The sequence below is a fragment of the Undibacterium sp. FW305-107 genome, from assembly GCF_058788535.1.
Window position 1 is genome coordinate 489460 of the sequence record NZ_JBYTAV010000003.1, and the last position, 17323, is coordinate 506782.

The 17323-nt window shown below is 51.5% G+C and carries 13 protein-coding genes; 6 read left to right on the forward strand and 7 right to left on the reverse strand.

The annotated features are described in order from the left end of the window. Positions 1-34 precede the first annotated feature (34 nt). Positions 35-1384 carry an MFS transporter gene (locus AC3WQT_RS09275; protein ID WP_492703573.1) on the forward strand — a complete coding sequence of 450 codons (1350 nt, stop codon included), beginning with the start codon at positions 35-37 and terminating at the stop codon, positions 1382-1384. A gap of 31 nt (positions 1385-1415) precedes the next feature. Here AC3WQT_RS09275 and AC3WQT_RS09280 read toward each other — a convergent pair whose 3' ends face one another. The 4 genes from AC3WQT_RS09280 to AC3WQT_RS09295 are packed head-to-tail and all read right to left on the reverse strand — an operon-like array spanning position 1416 to position 5652. Continuing rightward, positions 1416-2597: an FAD-dependent monooxygenase gene (locus AC3WQT_RS09280; protein WP_492703574.1), complete on the reverse strand. Its 1182-nt coding sequence runs from the start codon at positions 2595-2597 to the stop codon at positions 1416-1418. A gap of 14 nt (positions 2598-2611) precedes the next feature. Beyond that, positions 2612-3967 carry a Xaa-Pro aminopeptidase gene (pepP, locus tag AC3WQT_RS09285; protein ID WP_492703575.1) on the reverse strand — a complete coding sequence of 452 codons (1356 nt, stop codon included), beginning with the start codon at positions 3965-3967 and terminating at the stop codon, positions 2612-2614. Positions 3968-3969: 2 nt separating this feature from the next. Continuing rightward, entirely contained in the window at positions 3970-4683 is a 714-nt protein-coding gene (murU, locus tag AC3WQT_RS09290; RefSeq protein WP_492703576.1) for an N-acetylmuramate alpha-1-phosphate uridylyltransferase MurU, read from the reverse strand. A gap of 18 nt (positions 4684-4701) precedes the next feature. Continuing rightward, positions 4702-5652, reverse strand: coding sequence for an aminoglycoside phosphotransferase family protein (locus tag AC3WQT_RS09295; RefSeq protein WP_492703653.1), 951 nt, complete (start codon positions 5650-5652; stop codon positions 4702-4704). A gap of 261 nt (positions 5653-5913) precedes the next feature. On the opposite strand from AC3WQT_RS09295, the gene AC3WQT_RS09300 reads away from it, so the two are divergent. The 4 genes from AC3WQT_RS09300 (at position 5914) to rsmA (ending at position 11625) form a co-directional block, all read left to right on the forward strand. Next, a complete protein-coding gene (locus tag AC3WQT_RS09300; protein WP_492703577.1) occupies positions 5914-8238 on the forward strand; it encodes an LPS-assembly protein LptD in 2325 nt (774 codons plus the stop codon). A gap of 164 nt (positions 8239-8402) precedes the next feature. Further along, the gene (locus AC3WQT_RS09305; protein ID WP_492703578.1) at positions 8403-9761 is read left to right on the forward strand and encodes a peptidylprolyl isomerase; all 1359 of its coding nucleotides are present in this window, start codon (positions 8403-8405) and stop codon (positions 9759-9761) included. After that, a complete protein-coding gene (gene pdxA / locus AC3WQT_RS09310; RefSeq protein WP_492703579.1) occupies positions 9761-10810 on the forward strand; it encodes a 4-hydroxythreonine-4-phosphate dehydrogenase PdxA in 1050 nt (349 codons plus the stop codon). The genes AC3WQT_RS09305 and pdxA overlap by 1 nt, the downstream gene beginning before the upstream one ends. Positions 10811-10842: 32 nt before the next feature. Further along, the gene (rsmA, locus tag AC3WQT_RS09315) at positions 10843-11625 is read left to right on the forward strand and encodes a 16S rRNA (adenine(1518)-N(6)/adenine(1519)-N(6))-dimethyltransferase RsmA (protein ID WP_492703580.1); all 783 of its coding nucleotides are present in this window, start codon (positions 10843-10845) and stop codon (positions 11623-11625) included. A gap of 31 nt (positions 11626-11656) precedes the next feature. Here the strand turns inward: rsmA and AC3WQT_RS09320 are convergent, their stop codons facing one another. Then, complete coding sequence (locus tag AC3WQT_RS09320; RefSeq protein WP_492703581.1) at positions 11657-12103, reverse strand: response regulator; 447 nt, start codon at positions 12101-12103, stop codon at positions 11657-11659. Positions 12104-12301: 198 nt separating this feature from the next. Between AC3WQT_RS09320 and pgi the strand changes: the two genes are divergently transcribed. Beyond that, the gene (gene pgi, locus AC3WQT_RS09325; protein WP_492703582.1) at positions 12302-13948 is read left to right on the forward strand and encodes a glucose-6-phosphate isomerase; all 1647 of its coding nucleotides are present in this window, start codon (positions 12302-12304) and stop codon (positions 13946-13948) included. 270 nt (positions 13949-14218) lie between these two features. On the opposite strand, the gene AC3WQT_RS09330 is transcribed toward pgi, so the two are convergent. After that, entirely contained in the window at positions 14219-14638 is a 420-nt protein-coding gene (locus tag AC3WQT_RS09330; protein ID WP_492703583.1) for a VOC family protein, read from the reverse strand. A 95-nt stretch (positions 14639-14733) separates the two neighbouring features. Next, positions 14734-17106, reverse strand: coding sequence for an ATPase, T2SS/T4P/T4SS family (locus AC3WQT_RS09335; protein ID WP_492703584.1), 2373 nt, complete (start codon positions 17104-17106; stop codon positions 14734-14736). Between the last annotated feature and the right edge of the window lie 217 nt (positions 17107-17323).

The window sequence follows — 17323 nt, forward strand, 5'->3', positions numbered from 1 at the left end:
CTATAAATTTAGAGACAAGATTTGAGGGGCCATTATGACCAGCATCAGTACCAACGAGAATGAACTGCCTTCCAGCTATCTGACAGCTTCTGAAAGCAGGAATGTCAGAAACACTAATTCCGATCATTCTTCGATTGCCCCTGGTGAAATCGCGATTGGTGTAGTCATCGGCAGAGCGTCGGAATATTTTGATTTCTTTGTCTATGCACTTGCCTCGGTACTGGTTTTCCCCCAGGTTTTCTTTCCATTTGAACAAAGACTGGAAGGCACTCTGTATGCATTCGTGATCTTCTCGTTTGCATTTTTGGCACGCCCGTTTGGCACAGTAGCCTTTATGGAAATCCAGAAGCATCTGGGACGTGAAGCCAAGCTCACCATAGCCCTGGTTTTATTGGGGGCATCTACCGCTGGTATTGCATTCCTGCCAACCTATTCGCATCTGGGTGTAACTTCCATCATCTTTTTGTCCTTGCTGCGTATAGGGCAGGGTTTTGCGCTGGGTGGTTCCTGGGATGGTTTGCCCTCTTTGCTGGCTTTGAATGCACCGGAGAACAAGCGCGGCTGGTATGCCATGCTCGGTCAACTCGGTGCGCCGGTAGGCTTCATGATTGCTGCGGGCCTGTTTGCCTATATGCTCGCCAATTTGTCGACTGAAGACTTCCTGGAGTGGGGATGGCGCTATCCCTTCTATGTCGCGTTTGCGATCAACGTGGTTGCCTTGTTTGCCCGCTTGCGCCTGGTTTCTACCAACGAATACAAGCATTTGCTCGATGAGCGCGAACTGGAACCAACCAGTATTGTCGAGATGACCCGCTCACAAGGCCGTAACTTGCTCATAGGCGCACTGGCGGCCTTGGCCAGCTATGCACTGTTCCATCTGGTCACTGTGTTCCCATTGTCATGGATCACGATTTATTCCAAACGCTCACTGAGCGAATTTCTGGAAATACAAATGTTTGGCGCCGTCTTCATGATCCTGGGAATCATTATTTCTGGTGTGATCGCTGACCGTATTGGCCGTCGCAAAATGCTATTTGCGCTGGCACTGATGATCGCCGTGCTGAGTGGTTTCGTACCAGCCTTGTTGGGTGGCAGTGAGTTTGGGCAGGATCTCTTTATCCTGTTGGGTTTTGGTGTACTGGGATTGTCTTATGGCCAGGCATCAGGTGCTGTAACTTCCAATTTTGCGCCTAAATACCGCTATACCGGCGCTGCCCTGACATCTGATCTGGCATGGCTGGTCGGTGCGGGCTTTGCCCCTCTGGTGGCGCTGGGCTTGTCGGCACATTTCGGGCTGGAATATGTCAGCCTGTACCTGCTATCCGGCGCAGCCTGTTCAATAGCGGCGCTGAGCCTGAATCGTGCTTTGGAGATCAGGAACTAGTTGATCATATTGAGTGCGCCGCTGTGCGCATTTAGCGCCAACCAAACATCATCTGTTCTGCCAGCATCCGCTTTGCTGGCTTCACCATATCCAGTGCACCCAGCCCCAGGCCCAGCAAGGTCTGGCTGAATGAACCATCAGGGCTGCTGGCAAATACCCGGGCCATGCTGTCGGTGATGCGTATGGTCAGCTTCCTGTCAGCCTGGCGCTCTGCCAGATAGGCTTGCAAGGCGGTTGCAGTATCGCTGCTGGCAGCGTCATGTAAATGTCGTGTCAGTGCGCGTGCCAATACCATGCTGTCGCGCAAGCCAAGGTTCAGGCCTTGCCCTGCGACCGGATGCAGGGTTTGTGCGGCGTTGCCGATGGCGACTGTGCGTGCAGTGGCATGCGCCTGTGCATTCAAGCCCAATAGATAAGACAGACGTGCCGAGGTCTTGATGAATTTGCCCAGGCGGTCGCCAAAGGCGGTTTGCAAGGCTTGTTTGAATTGCTGATCATCCAGTGTCAGCAAGTGCTCAGCCTGCTCAGGTCGCACGCACCAGACCAGGGCATAGCCATCTTCTTGCGGCAACAAGGCCAGTGGTCCTTGTTCGGTGAAGCGTTCAAAGGCGCGTCCGGCTATCTGGGCATCTGTATTCACATGGGCGATGATGGCGGTTTGCTGGTAATCATGGCGCTGGCTACGCTGTTCCTGGTCGCCAAAAGTGCCGCCTTCTGCCTGTATGACGATGCTGGCGCTGACATGGCTGGTTTCTCCAGTGTCTGCATGGATCAGTGTCAGGCGTACATGGTCTGCAGTTTCTTCGATATTGCTGACACTTACCGGCCTCTGTATGCGTATGCCGCTATTGCCGATGGCCACTTGCAGTGGCCGTATGATGTCACCATAGCGGGCTACATATCCCAGGTCAGGCACTGCATAGTCATTCGCCCGCATCAGACTGCGGCCAAGGTGACCACGGCGTGACACATGGATTTCCTGTATGGCTGTTGCCTTGACCGGCCAGGCACCAGCCGCCTGCAGGATTTGCCTGCTGCCATAGGAGATGGCGATGGAACGGGCATCCTGTTCTGCCTGCCCGGCCGTCTTGGCATCAAACAGGGCTATGCGTTCAGCTGCATAACCCTGTTGCTGGAGCAGCAGGGCGAGAGCCTGGCCTACCGGGCCCGCGCCACAGATCGCGATATCGACATCATTGATGATATGAGTCATTTTATTTTGCACCTTCAGCGCGTACGCATTTCGGCTTCAATCTCTGCTACGGTTTTTGGTGTGTCGCGGCTCAGATTCAAATGGCCACTAGCTGTGATCAGGATATCGTCTTCTATGCGTATACCGATGTTCCAGTATTCTTGCGGCACACCTTCAGCAGGCCGCACATAGATACCGGGTTCTATGGTGATGACCATGCCAGCCTGTAATTTGCGATAAGATCTTATATCGCTATCGCCGGTTTTTTCTGCAGTCCGGTAATCACCAACATCATGTACATCCAGCCCCAGCCAGTGACCTGTGCCATGCATGTAAAACTGGCGGAAGGCTGCGCTGGTGATGGCATCATCAAGGCTGCCTACCTTGTTTTTATCGAGCAAACCGGTATCGAGCATGCCCTGGGTCAGCACGCGTACAGCCGCGTTGTGGCCATCCATATATTGTGAGCCCGGGCGGGCATATTCCAGAGCAGCCTGTTGTGACGCCAGCACGATTTCATACAGACGTTTTTGAGCAGGGCTGAACTTGCCATTGGCAGGGAAAGTGCGGGTGATGTCGGATGCATAGCTATCGAATTCACAACCGGCGTCGATCAGTACCAGATCACCATCCCTGATCTGCGCCTGATTGCTCTGGTAATGCAGGATGCAGGCATTCGCACCAGTAGCGACGATGGATCCATAAGCAGGTGCCTGCGCACCATTACGGCGGAATTCATATAATAATTCCGCTTCCAGCTCATATTCAAATTTTCCAGGTTTGGTGCTGCGCATGGCGCGTGCATGCGCTTCAGCAGAAATGCTGGCGGCACGCTGCATCAGCGCAATTTCTGTCTCATCCTTGAACAGGCGCATTTCATCAATCAGCTCACGGACATCGACCGTGATGCCGGGTGCCTTGATGCCACTGCGGCTCTTATCTCGCACGGCTTGCAGGCTTTGTTGCACCTGACTGTCGATATGCGGTTCCTGTGTGGCGCTGTAAAACAGCGTGCGGGCATCACTGAGCAATTCAGGCAATTTTTCTGCCAGATTTGCGATGGGATAAGCAGCATCGAAAGCAAATTCTTTTGCTGCTGCCTCAGGCCCAAAACGAAAGCCATCCCAGATTTCACGTTCTGGATTTTTTTCGCGGCAAAATAAAATCGATTGCTGTTTGTCTGTAGTGGCGACCAGCACGACGACCGCTTCCGGTTCTGTGAAGCCGGATAAATAATAGAAATGGCTGTCGTGGCGGAAAGGGAAATGATTGTCGCTATTGCGTATCCATTCGCGTGCAGTTGGTATGACTGCTACACCACCACCTTGCGCCTGCATTTGTGACATCAGTTGCTGGCGACGTGCAGAATAGTTAGTGGTGTTGATGCTCATGCTTATCCTTTGAAATTCAATGGCGCGTTCAGCGCTTCAAGTTGATCAGGTGTGCCCAGATTATGCCATTCACCGCGGTACAGCTCGCCGCCTATGCGGCCTGCATCAATGTATTCGCGTAGCAGGGGACCTAGCTTGGCATGGTCACCTGGTCGTATCGATGCAAACATTTCCGGGCGATACACGCCGATGTTGCCAAAAGTATGACGCGGCGTGCCTTCATTCGACAAACCCATCAGTGTCAGGGCAAAATCACCAGTCGGGTGGAAGCTGGGGTTCTTCACCATATACAGCCAGGCGATATCGCGTTTGTCTGCCGGATGTGGATTACCCCATGGGTCATTTTCTTCCAGGGTATTGAGGCATTCTGCAAAATTGAAGTGGGGGATATAGATGTCACCAGACACCACAATGAACGGGTCATCCCCCAGCAAGTGCAGGGCTTTGGCAATACCACCTGCGGTTTCCAGCGCCTGCTCTTCGGCTGAGTACTGTATCTTTGCGCCAAAGCGTGAACCATCACCCAGAGCATCTTCTATCATATGACCCAGGTGGGCATGATTGATGACCATCTCGGTGATACCGGCTTTCACCAGGTTCAGGATATGCCAGACGATCAGCGGCCTGCCGCGCACTTTCAATAAAGGTTTGGGGCAGGCATCGGTTAATGGGCGCATACGTTCGCCGCGCCCGGCGGCAAGTAACATGGCTTTCATGATTGTTATTACTCCGCCTCAGAAGGTATAGCCAACTTGCGGCGCATTGTCTTCCAGTTCATCGAGCAAACGGAGCAGCGGGATCAGTTCCTTGTAGCGGTGCGAAGTCTTGCGCACATATTCCATGACAGTAGGGATATCGCCTATGTAATGGTGCTTGCCGTCGCGGTGAGACAGGCGGGCGAATATGCCGAGGATTTTCAGATGGCGCTGCAAGCCCATCCATTCAAAATCGCGGTAGAAGTTGTCAATGTCCGGTGCTACCGGCAAACCTGCACGGCGGGCTTTTTCCCAATAACGTATCGCCCAGTCGAGCACGATTTCTTCATCCCACTGTACATAGGCGTCGCGCAACAGCGACACCAGGTCGTAAGTGATAGGGCCATATACGGCATCCTGGAAATCAATGATGCCGGGATTGCCCTTGTCCATCCACATCAGGTTGCGTGAGTGATAGTCGCGATGCACATACACTTGTGGCTGGGCAAGTGCACTGGCCAGCAGGTGATCAAATACTTTATCCAGTGTGGCCGTTTGCGCATCAGTCAGGGTGACGCCGAGGTGCTTGCCTACATACCATTCCTTGAAAATATTCAATTCGCGCAGCAGGAAGGGCCTGTCATATTCAGGCAAGACATCGGCCTGACTTTGCGCCTGGAACAGGATCAGACTGTCTATCGCGTCCAGATACAGCTTGTGTGCGTTGTCACTATTCAAGACCTGGCCATAAGTATGCATGCCCATATCGGTGACCAGCATGAAGCCTTGTTCAAGATCGTGTGCCAGTACTTCAGGCACAGTCAGGTTGATACTTTTCAAGAGATTCGCCATCTTGATAAAGGCTGCGGTATTCTCTGTTGCGGGTGGTGCGTCAACAGCGATCAGACTATGACCGTCTTCGGTATCAATTCTGTAATATTGACGAAAACTGGCATCAGCAGAGGCTGCACGCATGCTGTCCAGCTTCATGGTATATCCGCTTACACCGGCAAGCCAGGTTTGCAGCGCCTGCTTGCGTTGTTCTTTTTCGGGGGAGATCGCTGCAGATGCTGCAGAATTCACTGGGATTGCTGTGGAGGACATGTATAAATATTAATAGAAGTTAGTTTGTCTGCATACTTCAAGTGGTTTTGCCAGCATTTAACCTATAATAGGCGACTGATTTCTGGCATATTGTCTGTATGACATCGTCCAGCATTGTTGGCAAAACGTTTATTGACCACTGAATTCATGCGCAGGAAACCCGTATTATCTCACTCACCGCTGTTGTTTCCTACTATCCCGGCAATTCTGGTGTCGGTTTTGGTGCCTGCCTACTTTTCTCAGGCGATGGCCCAGAACGTGATTACTGCCAAGCCGGAAGAAGTTCAGGCTCCAACTCAGCTGGTAACCCCGCTGGCAACTCCCCTACAGTCCGATGACAAGTCGTCCAAAGATTCCTTGCCCAGCCCGAAGCAACTTGAAAAACTGAGCGAAAAGCAAAAGCAGGACGACAAGAATGCACCAGTCACCGTCCGTGCTGAAAAGTTTACCGGCAGGCCAGAGCGCTTTATCAAGTTTGAACATGATGTTGAGGTCGTCAAAGGTGGCACCCGCATCACCGCAGACGAAGCCATGTACCGTAATCTGGAAGATGAAGTAGAAGCCAGTGGCAAGATACGCATGAATCGCTATGGTGATTGCTATACAGGTGACGCTTTGCGCATGCAGCTTGATGCCAGTTCCGGTTACGTTGCCAATCCCGTCTATAAACTCTTGCGTAATAACGCCCAGGGACATGCGGCACGTATTGATTTTCAGGATGAAGAACGTTCCCTGATCACGCGCGGCACCTATAGCACTTGCGAAGGCCTCAACCCTGACTGGTATTTGCAATCTGATACCCTGAGCCTTGATACCGGCCTCGACAGAGGCGTGGCTGGCAAGTCTGTCCTGTATTTCATGGGCATGCCTATCCTGGCGACGCCTTCCCTGACCTTTCCATTGTCGGGCGCGCGTCACTCTGGCTTGTTGCCGCCCATATTTGGCGCTTCGTCCAAGGGAGGTCCTGAAGTGACGATGCCCTATTATTTTAATATTGCGCCCAACCGTGATTTGACTATCTATCCCAAAATGATCGCCAGGCGTGGTCTGCAACTGGGGATAGAGGGACGCTACCTGGGTGAAACCTATGCAAGTGAAACCAGTGTTGAAGGTTTGCTTAATGACCGTGTGACTGGCACTAACCGCTATGCGGTGGCCTCCATACACACACAGAAGTTATTACCGCAACTGGAATTGACCTGGAATATCAATTCAGCCTCGGATGATGATTATCCTGCCGATTTCTCGCGCACCATTACCAAAACAGCGCAGCGCCTGTTATTGCGTGAAGCCAATCTGACGTATTACGGCTCATTCTGGAACCTGGCACTCAGGACTTCAAATTATCAGGTTTTGCAAGATCTGGCGGCACCGATAGCCCGCCCGTATGACAGGCTGCCGCAATTGCAGTTGCATGCTGAGCAACATGATGTCGCTGGCCTGGACTGGTCCATGGATAGCATATTGACGCGCTTCTGGCATCCGACTCTGGTGCGGGGTGACCGGGCGGTGTTCAATCCTCAGGTTTCTTTGCCTCTGGTGCAGGCCGGGTTATTCGTTATTCCCAAAGTGTCGTTCCACGCGACTAATTATCATCTGGTCAATCCTGAGCCAGGCAAGGAATCTGATTTCCATCGCGTAGTGCCGACTTTCTCGGTAGATAGTGGTCTGGTGTTTGAACGCAAAACAGAGATGTTTGGCAAGGCGTTGACACAGACACTGGAACCCAGACTGTTCTATGTGAATACACCTTACCGCGATCAGTCGCGCATGCCTAACTTTGACAGTGCCGTTGCCGATTTTAATTTTGCCCAGATTTTCAGTGAAAACCGCTTTACCGGACAGGACAGGATAGGTGATTCGAACCAGATTACCGCTGCCCTGATTTCGCGTTTTATCGAAGGTAATGGCGATGAAAGCCTGAAGCTGGCCATAGGTCAGCGTTTCTATTTTAATACGCAAAAAGTCACGCTTGATAACACCGTCAGCCCCAGCCGTTCGGATCTGTTGCTGGCAGCAACCGGGAAGCTGTCTTCTACCCTCAGTGGTGAAATGGCTTTGCAACTGAGCCAGACTGACAGGCAATCGGTACGTGCCAACTACGGCATACACTGGCAGCCTTCACCGAAAAAGGTATTGAACCTGGAATACCGTTATCAGCGCAACAGCCTCGAGCAGGTCGATGTATCTGCTCAATGGCCGATGGCAGATCGCTGGTATATGGTGGGTAGAAGCAATTACTCCATGATGGATAAAAAGATGGTGGATGGCTTGCTGGGCTTTGAATACAAGGCAGATTGCTGGTCTTTGCGCTTCCTGGCACAAAGGTTTGCGACGAACAGCGTCAACAATACATCCGGCTTTTCCATACAACTGGAATTGAATGGACTGGCCAGGCTGGGCTTTGGTGCTAACCCCATCGATGCACTGAGAAAAAATATTTCAGGCTACCAGTCTGGCAGCGAGCGCTAGCACGTTGCCGTAGGTAAATAATTTGCTGTACTAACAATAGACATGCTTTCCTCCGCAGTTTGTGAAACCGGAACGAACGTGTATATTGCAACTTTTGCCCGCTTTGATGCTCTCACGGGAATGGCTTAACAGGATTTTGGACCAATATGCGACATTTATTGCAAATGAAACAAAGTAACTTATTCACGGTACTGGCAGTGTCTGCTGGCCTGCTTGTCAGCTCGACAGCATGGTCACAAGTCAAACTCAGCCCTATCGTTACACCCAAGACGCAAAGCAGCAGAGCGCAACAAGTCAACAGTATCGTGGTCGTGGTCAATGACGAGGTGATTACTCGTCAGGAATTGAATGCACGCATGCTGGAAATAGAAATGCAGTTGAAAAAGCAGGGCACTCCCTTGCCAGATCGTGCCGTCCTGCAAAAGCAATTGCTGGAACGGATGATCACTGACCGTGCACAAATGCAACTGGCCAAAGAAAATGGCATGCGTGTTGATGATGTCATGCTGGATCGCACCATGTTGCGCCTGGCTGAACAAAACAAGATGACTCTGCAAGAATTCCGCAACCAGATCGAGCGTGAGGGTACTTCCTATGCGAAGTTCCGTGAACAAATTCGTGACGATATTCTCATGCAGCGCATACGTGAGCGTGAAGTCGATAGCAAGATACAAGTATCTGAAACTGAAATCGACAACTACCTGGCAGCAGAAGCCAACAACAAGGCAGCGGCCAAGCAGGAATTGAATCTGGCGCATATCCTCATCAGCATTCCTGAAAAAGCCTCTGCCGAGCAAATCGCAGCACGCCGTGCACGCGCTGAAGAAGTCTTGAAAAAATTGCGTGAAGGTGCAGACTTTGCCAAGACCGCCGTTACCTATTCAGATAGTTCAGAAGCATTGAAAGGTGGCGACATAGGCTGGCGTGAACAAGACCGCTTGCCACAATTGTTTGTCGACGCCATCAGCAAGGTCAAGGTCGGTGAATTTTCTGACATCGTGCGTAGTCCGAATGGCTTCCATATCGTCAAAGTGAATGGCAAACGTGCCGCCAATGACACCAAGGCTGCTGCAGCCGAGCAGCAAAGCCATGTGCGCCATATTCTCATCAAAGTCAGCCAGATCGTGACTGCAGATGAAGCACGCAAGAAATTGCTGGAATTCAAGCGCAAGATAGAAGCCAAGGAAGCCACTTTTGAAGAGCTGGCCAAAACTCACTCTGCGGATGGTTCTGCCTCCAAAGGTGGTGATCTGGGCTGGTTATTCCCTGGTTCTACTTTGCCAGAATTTGAACAAGCCATGGACAAACTGGCGATTAATCAACTGAGCGAGCCAGTGACCACGCAATTTGGTGTGCACCTGATTCAGGTCACAGAGCGCAAGACAGACGAATTGTCGAAAGACAGACAGCGTATTGCCGCTCGTCAGGCTGTGCGTGAGCGCAAATCGGATGAAGCCTTGCAAGACTGGCTGCGCGAAATCCGTGACCGCGCCTATGTTGATTTCCGTCTGGAAGAAAAATAATGCCGCAGCCCAGTTTGCCGGTCATCGCGGTAACCGTAGGCGAACCGGCTGGCATAGGGCCTGAAATTGCGATACGGGCTGCCTGGCAGTTAAGACATGAAATCCGGTCGGTACTGATAGGCGACACTGCCTATCTGTCCATGCTGGCAGCCGAGCTGGACCCTGCCATCAGCATGATGGGGGTGTCACTGCAAGCCTTGCGCCATCAGGGCCTGCCTGCTTCTGGCAATGAACGCCTGACCATCATCGATTGCCCTTTGAATGCCTTTGTCATTGCCGGTCAGCTAGACCCGCGTAATGGCCGTGCCGTTTTGCAGACCCTTGATGTCGCAATTGAAAGCGTGCAGCGCAAATGGTGTGAGGCTGTTGTCACCGCGCCACTGCAAAAAAGTACGATCAATGATGCCGGTGTTGCTTTCAGCGGTCATACCGAATATTTTGCCGAGAAAACCTATACTGGCCGCGTTGTCATGATGCTGGCCAGTGAAGCCAATGATCACCTGCCGCACGCTTTGCGGGTGGCGCTGGCAACCACGCACTTGCCACTCAGCAAAGTCGCTGCGGCCATACAGTTTGATGACTTGTGGAAGACCCTGGAAATCATCCATGCTGACCTGCGCAGTAAATTCGGCATAGAAAATCCGCGTATCCTGGTAGCTGGCCTGAACCCGCATGCGGGTGAAAATGGTTATCTGGGCATGGAAGAAATTGAAATCATTACGCCCGTCATCAAAAAAGCTCAAGAGGCGGGCATGCAAGTCAGCGGCCCTTATCCTGCTGACACCTTGTTCCAGCAAAAATACCTGGAGCAGGCCGATTGCATATTGGCCATGTACCATGACCAGGGTTTGCCGGTACTCAAGCATGCGAGTTTTGGCTTGGGCGTAAATATCACGCTTGGCCTGCCTCTGATACGCACATCTGTTGATCATGGTACAGCCCTGGACCTGGCCGCCAAAGGCACCGGGCATGCAGATGTCAGCAGCATGCTGGTCGCGATGCGCGTTGCTGCCAGTATGGTCAACAAGCAAGATAAGCAAAATACGTAAGAAAATAAGTAAAAAAATAAGTAAGAACCATTATGAAACATATCCCTCGTAAACGCTTTGGCCAGAATTTCCTTACCGATGAACTGGTCTTGAGCAATATCACACGCGTCATCAACCCGCGACCTGGTCAGACCATGGTGGAAATTGGTCCAGGCCTGGCTGCAATGACACGTCAGTTGCTGGATGGCTTGACGCAACTGCATGTGGTCGAGCTGGACAGGGACCTGGTGGCACGTCTGAAGAAAAACTTTTCGCCAGAAAAATTGATCATCCACGAGGGTGATGCCCTGCAATTTGATTTTGCCTCCATCCCTGTGCCTGAAGGCCAGAAGCTGCGTGTGGTGGGTAACCTGCCGTACAACATCTCCAGCCCTTTGCTGTTTCACCTGGCCGAGATAGCATCACTGGTAGAAGACCAGCATTTCATGCTGCAAAAAGAAGTCGTGGAACGCATGGTTGCTGAACCAGGCAGCAAGACCTATGGCCGCCTGTCGGTCATGCTGCAGGTACGCTACCACATGGAGTTGATGTTCATCGTGCCGCCAGAGGCCTTTGACCCGCCGCCAAGGGTAGAGTCAGCCATCGTGCGCATGATACCCAAGCCGGGTGCCCTGCCTTGCGATATCAAAAAACTGGAAGAAGTCGTCACCAAGGCATTTTCACAAAGACGCAAGGTAGTGCGCAATTGCGTGGCTGGTTTGCTGACAGAAGCTGATTTGTTGGCTTGCGGAGTTGATCCTCAACTGCGCCCGGAAACTATCGCAGTTGAAGCCTACGTTGCTCTGGCTAATTTGCTGAGTGCGCGTCAGGCCTGATCCTTTTTGATTCTGCTTGATTCTGCTTTATTTATAACAGCCCGCTGTTACGCCAAGCCTTCCTGCGGTCTATCAGGGTTTTCAACTGCTTGTGGGATTTGCTGACGGAATAATGCATGGATTGCAGCAAGGTCGCAGGGTTGAATGGCTTGACGATAAAGCCATTAGCCCCGGCCTTGATGGCCTTGACCACAGTTTCCTTATTATTGCTGCCAGTAACCATCAGCACTACCGTGTCGGGTGATATTTTCTTGATATGTTCAAGAATTTCCAGGCCGCCGATGTCAGGCATCATGACATCCAGACACACTACTTCAGGTATGGTCTTTTCCAGCCAGTCCAGCGCTGCCACACCACTGGATGCCTCCCCTATGACGTTGAACGCCTCACTATGCAGGATATGCCGCAGCATGGAGCGACTGATATCATTATCATCCACGATAAAGATGCCTATGTCCTGTCTGTCTAGCATGTCCATCTGTTTCCCCTGATTGTCAAAATTGCATTCAGAACTACATTCAGAGCTACATTAATTTTCTGTTTACGATAATTCGAGATCAGATTTTTGTCTGCAAAAACTTGAATAAGTTAATTAATGTTTATTTTAACAATAAATATGCCTGAAGCATGCATAATTGTCTGGCCTATAATCTGAGGCATACATATCAGGAATAATATGAACATTACGCACACACCCGAATGGCAAGCCCTGCTGGCACACCAACAAAGGCTGGAGCAGCAGCATCTGCGTGAATTGTTTGCTGCCGACAGTGACAGGTTCAGGCACTTTTCGGTGGAGCTCGATGGCTTGCTGGTGGATTACTCCAAGCAGCGCATAGACCAGCCTGCGCTAGATAGCCTGATTGCCCTGGCACGCTTGTCCAAAGTGGAAGGCTGGCGTGACCGCATGTTTGCCGGTGAAAAAATCAATATCAGCGAAGACCGCGCCGTCCTGCATACAGCATTGCGACATACTGACTTTACGCCTTTCCCGAATGAGGCAGAGGATGTCATGCCCAAGGTCAGAGCAGTGCGCAAGCAGATGCGCGACATCGTCGAACGGGTGCGCAGCGGCCTGTGGCGTGGCTTCAAGGGGGATGCGATACAGACTGTGGTGAACATAGGTATAGGTGGCTCTGACCTTGGCCCCAAGCTGGCGACGCGTGCCTTGTCAGCTTTCCAGCATCCCGGCCTGACGTTTTACTATGTCTCAAATCTTGATAGTGCCCACCTGGCCCCTTTGCTGGAAAAGCTGGACCCGCGCACGACTCTGTTCATCGTCGCCTCCAAAACCTTCACTACACAAGAAACCAGCATCAATGCCCAGACAGCGCGCACCTGGCTGATGGCAGCTGCGATGGAGGAGTGGGCCGTTAGCAAGCACTTCATTGCCGTCACTTCCAGTCCGGGCAAGGCACATGAATTTGGTATCCCGGACGCGAATATCCTGGAAATCTGGGATTGGGTAGGCGGGCGTTATTCGCTGTGGTCGGCAGTCGGCCTGTCAGTGGCACTGGCGATAGGCATGAATGGTTTTGAACGTCTGCTGGCTGGTGCAGAAACCATGGACAAGCATTTCTGCAATGCGCCGCTGGAAAAGAATTTGCCTGTCTTGCTGGCACTGATCTCGATCTGGAATACCAACTTCCTCGGTGCAGAAACCACGGCCATCCTGCCTTATAACGAATCAATACGCCATTTGCCCGCCTTCCTGCAGCAGTTGGAGATGGAATCAAATGGCAAGACCGTCAGCCGCGATGGCGAAGCCCTGACTTGCCGCGCCAACCCCATTGTCTGGGGAGAGATAGGTGTGAATGGCCAGCATGCTTTCTTCCAGCTTTTGCATCAGGGCGGCTGGCTCATCCCTTGTGATTTTGTGGTGGCCGCATCCAGTGATTACCCTTTGCCAGGACACCAGGCACCTTTGCTGGCAAATTGCCTGGCGCAGAGCGCGGCCCTGGCCTTTGGCAAGACTGAGGTACAGGCGCGTGAAGAATTGTCGCAAGCAGGGCTCAGCGACGCCAATATCGCCAAGCTCTTGCCGCACAAGGTATTTGCCGGTAACCAGCCATCGACCACCATACTCATGCCCAGCCTTGATCCTTTCCAGCTAGGGATGTTGCTGGCGCTGTACGAGCACAAGGTTTTTGTCCAGGGCGTAATCTGGGGTATCAACTCTTTTGATCAATGGGGAGTGGAGCTGGGCAAGCAATTGGCGAACCGCCTCTTGCCGGCGATTCTGGGCAACCAGGAATATGATTCGCATCTGGACACATCGACCAGCGGCCTGATTGCTTACTTCCGCAGGCATGGACATGTCTGAATATGTGTAGTGATTGAAAGGAATGGTTAAAATTCCTCGAAACCAACTTTGCAAAGTTGACGCACAGCATCTTGATTGATATAAAGAAACATCTTAAATCAATTCAGGATGCGTCTATGTGGACAGGAATTTTTGGTGTTGCCTCAGTCGTCATTGTACTGAGCATGGTTGTATTGATACGCGCCATGAATAAAGAGGCACGTCGCTCAGATCATCAGAATTGAATAAAAAACGCAGACCAGGGTCTGCGTTTTTTTATGTGAAGCCGGATTACCAACTGCCAGTATTCGGCATCGAAGCCCAGGGCTCGGCAGGTGCCAGCGGTTCGCCCTGTTGCAGCAACTCTATCGAAATATTGTCGGGCGAGCGTACAAATGCCATGTGGCCATCACGCGGTGGACGGTTGATCGTGACACCGTGATCCGCCAGGCGCTGGCAAAGTTGGTAGATGTCTTCGACACGGTAAGCCAGGTGGCCGAAATTGCGGCCGCCGGTATATTCTTCCGGGTCCCAGTTGTAGGTCAGTTCCACCTGAGCATCATGGTCGCCAGGGGCTGCCAGATACACCAGAGTGAAGCGACCTTTGGGATATTCTTTCTGATGTACCAGTTCTAGACCGAGCGCATCACGATAAAAACGCAGGGAAGCCTCAAGATCGGTGACGCGCACCATGGTGTGCAGATATTTCATGTTTGCTTTCAAAAAAATCCTGCCCGAGCATGCTTGCATTGCTTACCCAAAGCAGTGCAGAAGATAGGTTGGATTTTATCTGATTTTGCAGAAAACTATTTTATGCAGACTATTCTGACCTGCTTCATATCCGTTAGTCCCGAAAGCACTTTTTCTATACCGTCCATTTTCAGGGTCAGCATGCCATCCGCCAGTGCGGCAGTCAGCAATTCAGATACGCGGGCATGGTCTTGTATCAGTTTTTTGACCATGTCATTTGCTACCATCAGTTCATGCAAACCTAGCCTGCCTTTATAACCTTTTGAGCAATGTTCACATCCCACAGCCTTGTATAAAGTGAATTTGCCGGTTTTATCGGCATACTGGCTCTGCCAGGTGGTGAACACTTTTTTCCTGGCTTCCAGCGGGTTTTTGACAAAGTTTTCTGTATTCAGCAATTCCTGACAATACTCATCCAGCAATTCCATCATCTCTTCCTTGCCCGGATGATAAATTTCCTTGCACTTGCCACACAGGCGCTTGGTCAGGCGTTGCGCCAGTATGCCCAGCAAGGCATCGGCAAAATTAAAGGGATCCATGCCCATGTCCAGCAAACGGACAATGGATTCCGGCGCGCTGTTGGTGTGCAGGGTGGCGAATACCAGATGGCCGGTCAGTGAGGCTTCCAGTCCGATGGAAACTGTTTCCTTGTCGCGCATCTCGCCGACCATGATGATGTCAGGATCAGCCCGCAAAAAGGCCCGCATGACAGTCGCAAAGTCCATGCCTGCCTTGCGGTTGACCTGCACCTGGCGCAAGCCTTTCTGGGTGATTTCCACCGGGTCTTCGGCTGTCCAGATCTTGGTTTCCGGCGTGTTCAGATGGCTTAATACCGAGTGCAGGGTGGTCGTCTTGCCTGAACCTGTAGGGCCGCAGACAAAGAACAGACCATAGGGCTTGCTGACCACATTTTTCAGGCGCTCAAGGTTGTACGGCAAGACACCCAGTTTATCGATAGGGATGGGTTCACCTGCTGCCAGGATACGCATGACCACATCTTCCATACCGCCAGAAGACGGAATGGTAGCAACCCGCAACTCTATGTCATAGGGGCCGTATTTCTTGAACTTGATCTTGCCATCTTGCGGCTTTCGGCGTTCCGAAATATCCAGGTCACACATGATCTTGATACGCGCAAGTAAAGCACTGCGGTAGCTGGCTGGTATTTCAATATACGGTGACAGCGACCCATCCTTGCGAAAACGTATCAGGGTTTTTTCTTTGCCTGGCCGCGGCTCTATGTGGATATCGGATGCGCCTTGCTGATACGCGTCGATGATGATCTTGTTGATCAGCTTGACCAGTTCATTTTCGACTGCAGCGGATACCTCGACGATAGCCTGGCCGCTATGTTCCTCGTCATCATCCTCCATGCCGGATAGCAGATCATCGACCGAACCACTATCAGAAACACCGCCAAAAAACTGGTCTATGGTCTGGCGGAATTCTTTCTTGGTGGTGACCCGGTAATGGATCTTTGACGTAGCAAAGACATGGTTGACGACATGCGTTGTGTTGGTATGTTCCGGGTCTATCGCCAATACTGTCAGACCATTCTGGTCTTCCATGATGGGTAGCCAGGAATTTTGTTCCACATACTGGCGTTTGAGGCGCTTGACCAGGTCAACAGGAATAACCCGTTCAGCCTTGTATTCTTCATACGGCACATTGAAATACTTGGACAGAGCCTGTCCCAGAATCCCACGTTGCACCTGGAACTCATCAATCAGTACATCTTCCAGGTCCAGCAGGTTGCGACGTGCCGACCTGACGGCCAATTCCATTTCCTGGGCAGACAATATGGCTTCCGACACCAGGAAATCAAATTTGGTGCGTGGTGTATTGGTTGGCAGTACCTTGCTTTTTTGTGCAAATGCCACGGCCAGAGTTTCGCACAGGGCTTGTACACCTTCGGCAGCGATGGCATTGAAAGCATCACCCAAACGATGGTTGATGAATTGCACCACACCCAGTAATTCATTGCTTTGTGCTTCTACTATGGGGGCCACCAGCATTTGCTTGGTGCGGTAACCGGTGCGCTGGTCAACGGCACGTTGAAATTTCAGGGTCGGGGAGTGCGAGCGCAACTCATTGTCGTCATATACATCGCGCAGGCTGATCATGGTTTTGGTCAGGGCGACGTGACCAGCGATACTCTGGTCAGAAATGGACAGGCGCAAGTCTTTGAAAGAATTCAGGCCGGTCTTGATTTTGGAAATCAGGGTGAGCTTGTCCTGGGCCACGACATAAATGGTCAGGCGATCACATTCAAACAGATTGCAGATGTCGGGTGACACATCAAGCATGATCTGGTCCAAAGCATCTGCACCATGTATCTTGTTGGTCAGGGTTTGCAGGCGTTTAAAGAATTGCAGCCTGTGATCCAGACCATCCTGTGGAGCGTTTGCGACTTGAGCAGTTACCACCATTCGTTTTCCTTTGTTGCATGTCCTGCAGCAGCTTACTAGCTTAGCTTAAAACCGCAGCTTGAACCCATGGCTTAATTATCAGCTTTAACAGGGCAGTCATTGCAAGATACTGTAAATTATTATTCTCTTAAGTCAATTTTTACAAAAATGTATCACGGAAGTCGAATGTCTGACCACAAAGTCAACTCTTTATAGCGTAAAGCGACAAATTAGCCTA

Coding starts and splice junctions, on each gene's coding strand:
- AC3WQT_RS09275 (WP_492703573.1), top strand. CDS start 35: ATGACCAGCATCAGTACCAACGAGAATGAACTGCCTTCCAGCTATCTG.
- AC3WQT_RS09280 (WP_492703574.1), bottom strand. CDS start 2,597: ATGACTCATATCATCAATGATGTCGATATCGCGATCTGTGGCGCGGGC.
- pepP (WP_492703575.1), bottom strand. CDS start 3,967: ATGAGCATCAACACCACTAACTATTCTGCACGTCGCCAGCAACTGATG.
- murU (WP_492703576.1), bottom strand. CDS start 4,683: ATGAAAGCCATGTTACTTGCCGCCGGGCGCGGCGAACGTATGCGCCCA.
- AC3WQT_RS09295 (WP_492703653.1), bottom strand. CDS start 5,652: ATGAAGCTGGACAGCATGCGTGCAGCCTCTGCTGATGCCAGTTTTCGT.
- AC3WQT_RS09300 (WP_492703577.1), top strand. CDS start 5,914: ATGCGCAGGAAACCCGTATTATCTCACTCACCGCTGTTGTTTCCTACT.
- AC3WQT_RS09305 (WP_492703578.1), top strand. CDS start 8,403: ATGAAACAAAGTAACTTATTCACGGTACTGGCAGTGTCTGCTGGCCTG.
- pdxA (WP_492703579.1), top strand. CDS start 9,761: ATGCCGCAGCCCAGTTTGCCGGTCATCGCGGTAACCGTAGGCGAACCG.
- rsmA (WP_492703580.1), top strand. CDS start 10,843: ATGAAACATATCCCTCGTAAACGCTTTGGCCAGAATTTCCTTACCGAT.
- AC3WQT_RS09320 (WP_492703581.1), bottom strand. CDS start 12,103: ATGGACATGCTAGACAGACAGGACATAGGCATCTTTATCGTGGATGAT.
- pgi (WP_492703582.1), top strand. CDS start 12,302: ATGAACATTACGCACACACCCGAATGGCAAGCCCTGCTGGCACACCAA.
- AC3WQT_RS09330 (WP_492703583.1), bottom strand. CDS start 14,638: ATGAAATATCTGCACACCATGGTGCGCGTCACCGATCTTGAGGCTTCC.
- AC3WQT_RS09335 (WP_492703584.1), bottom strand. CDS start 17,106: ATGGTGGTAACTGCTCAAGTCGCAAACGCTCCACAGGATGGTCTGGAT.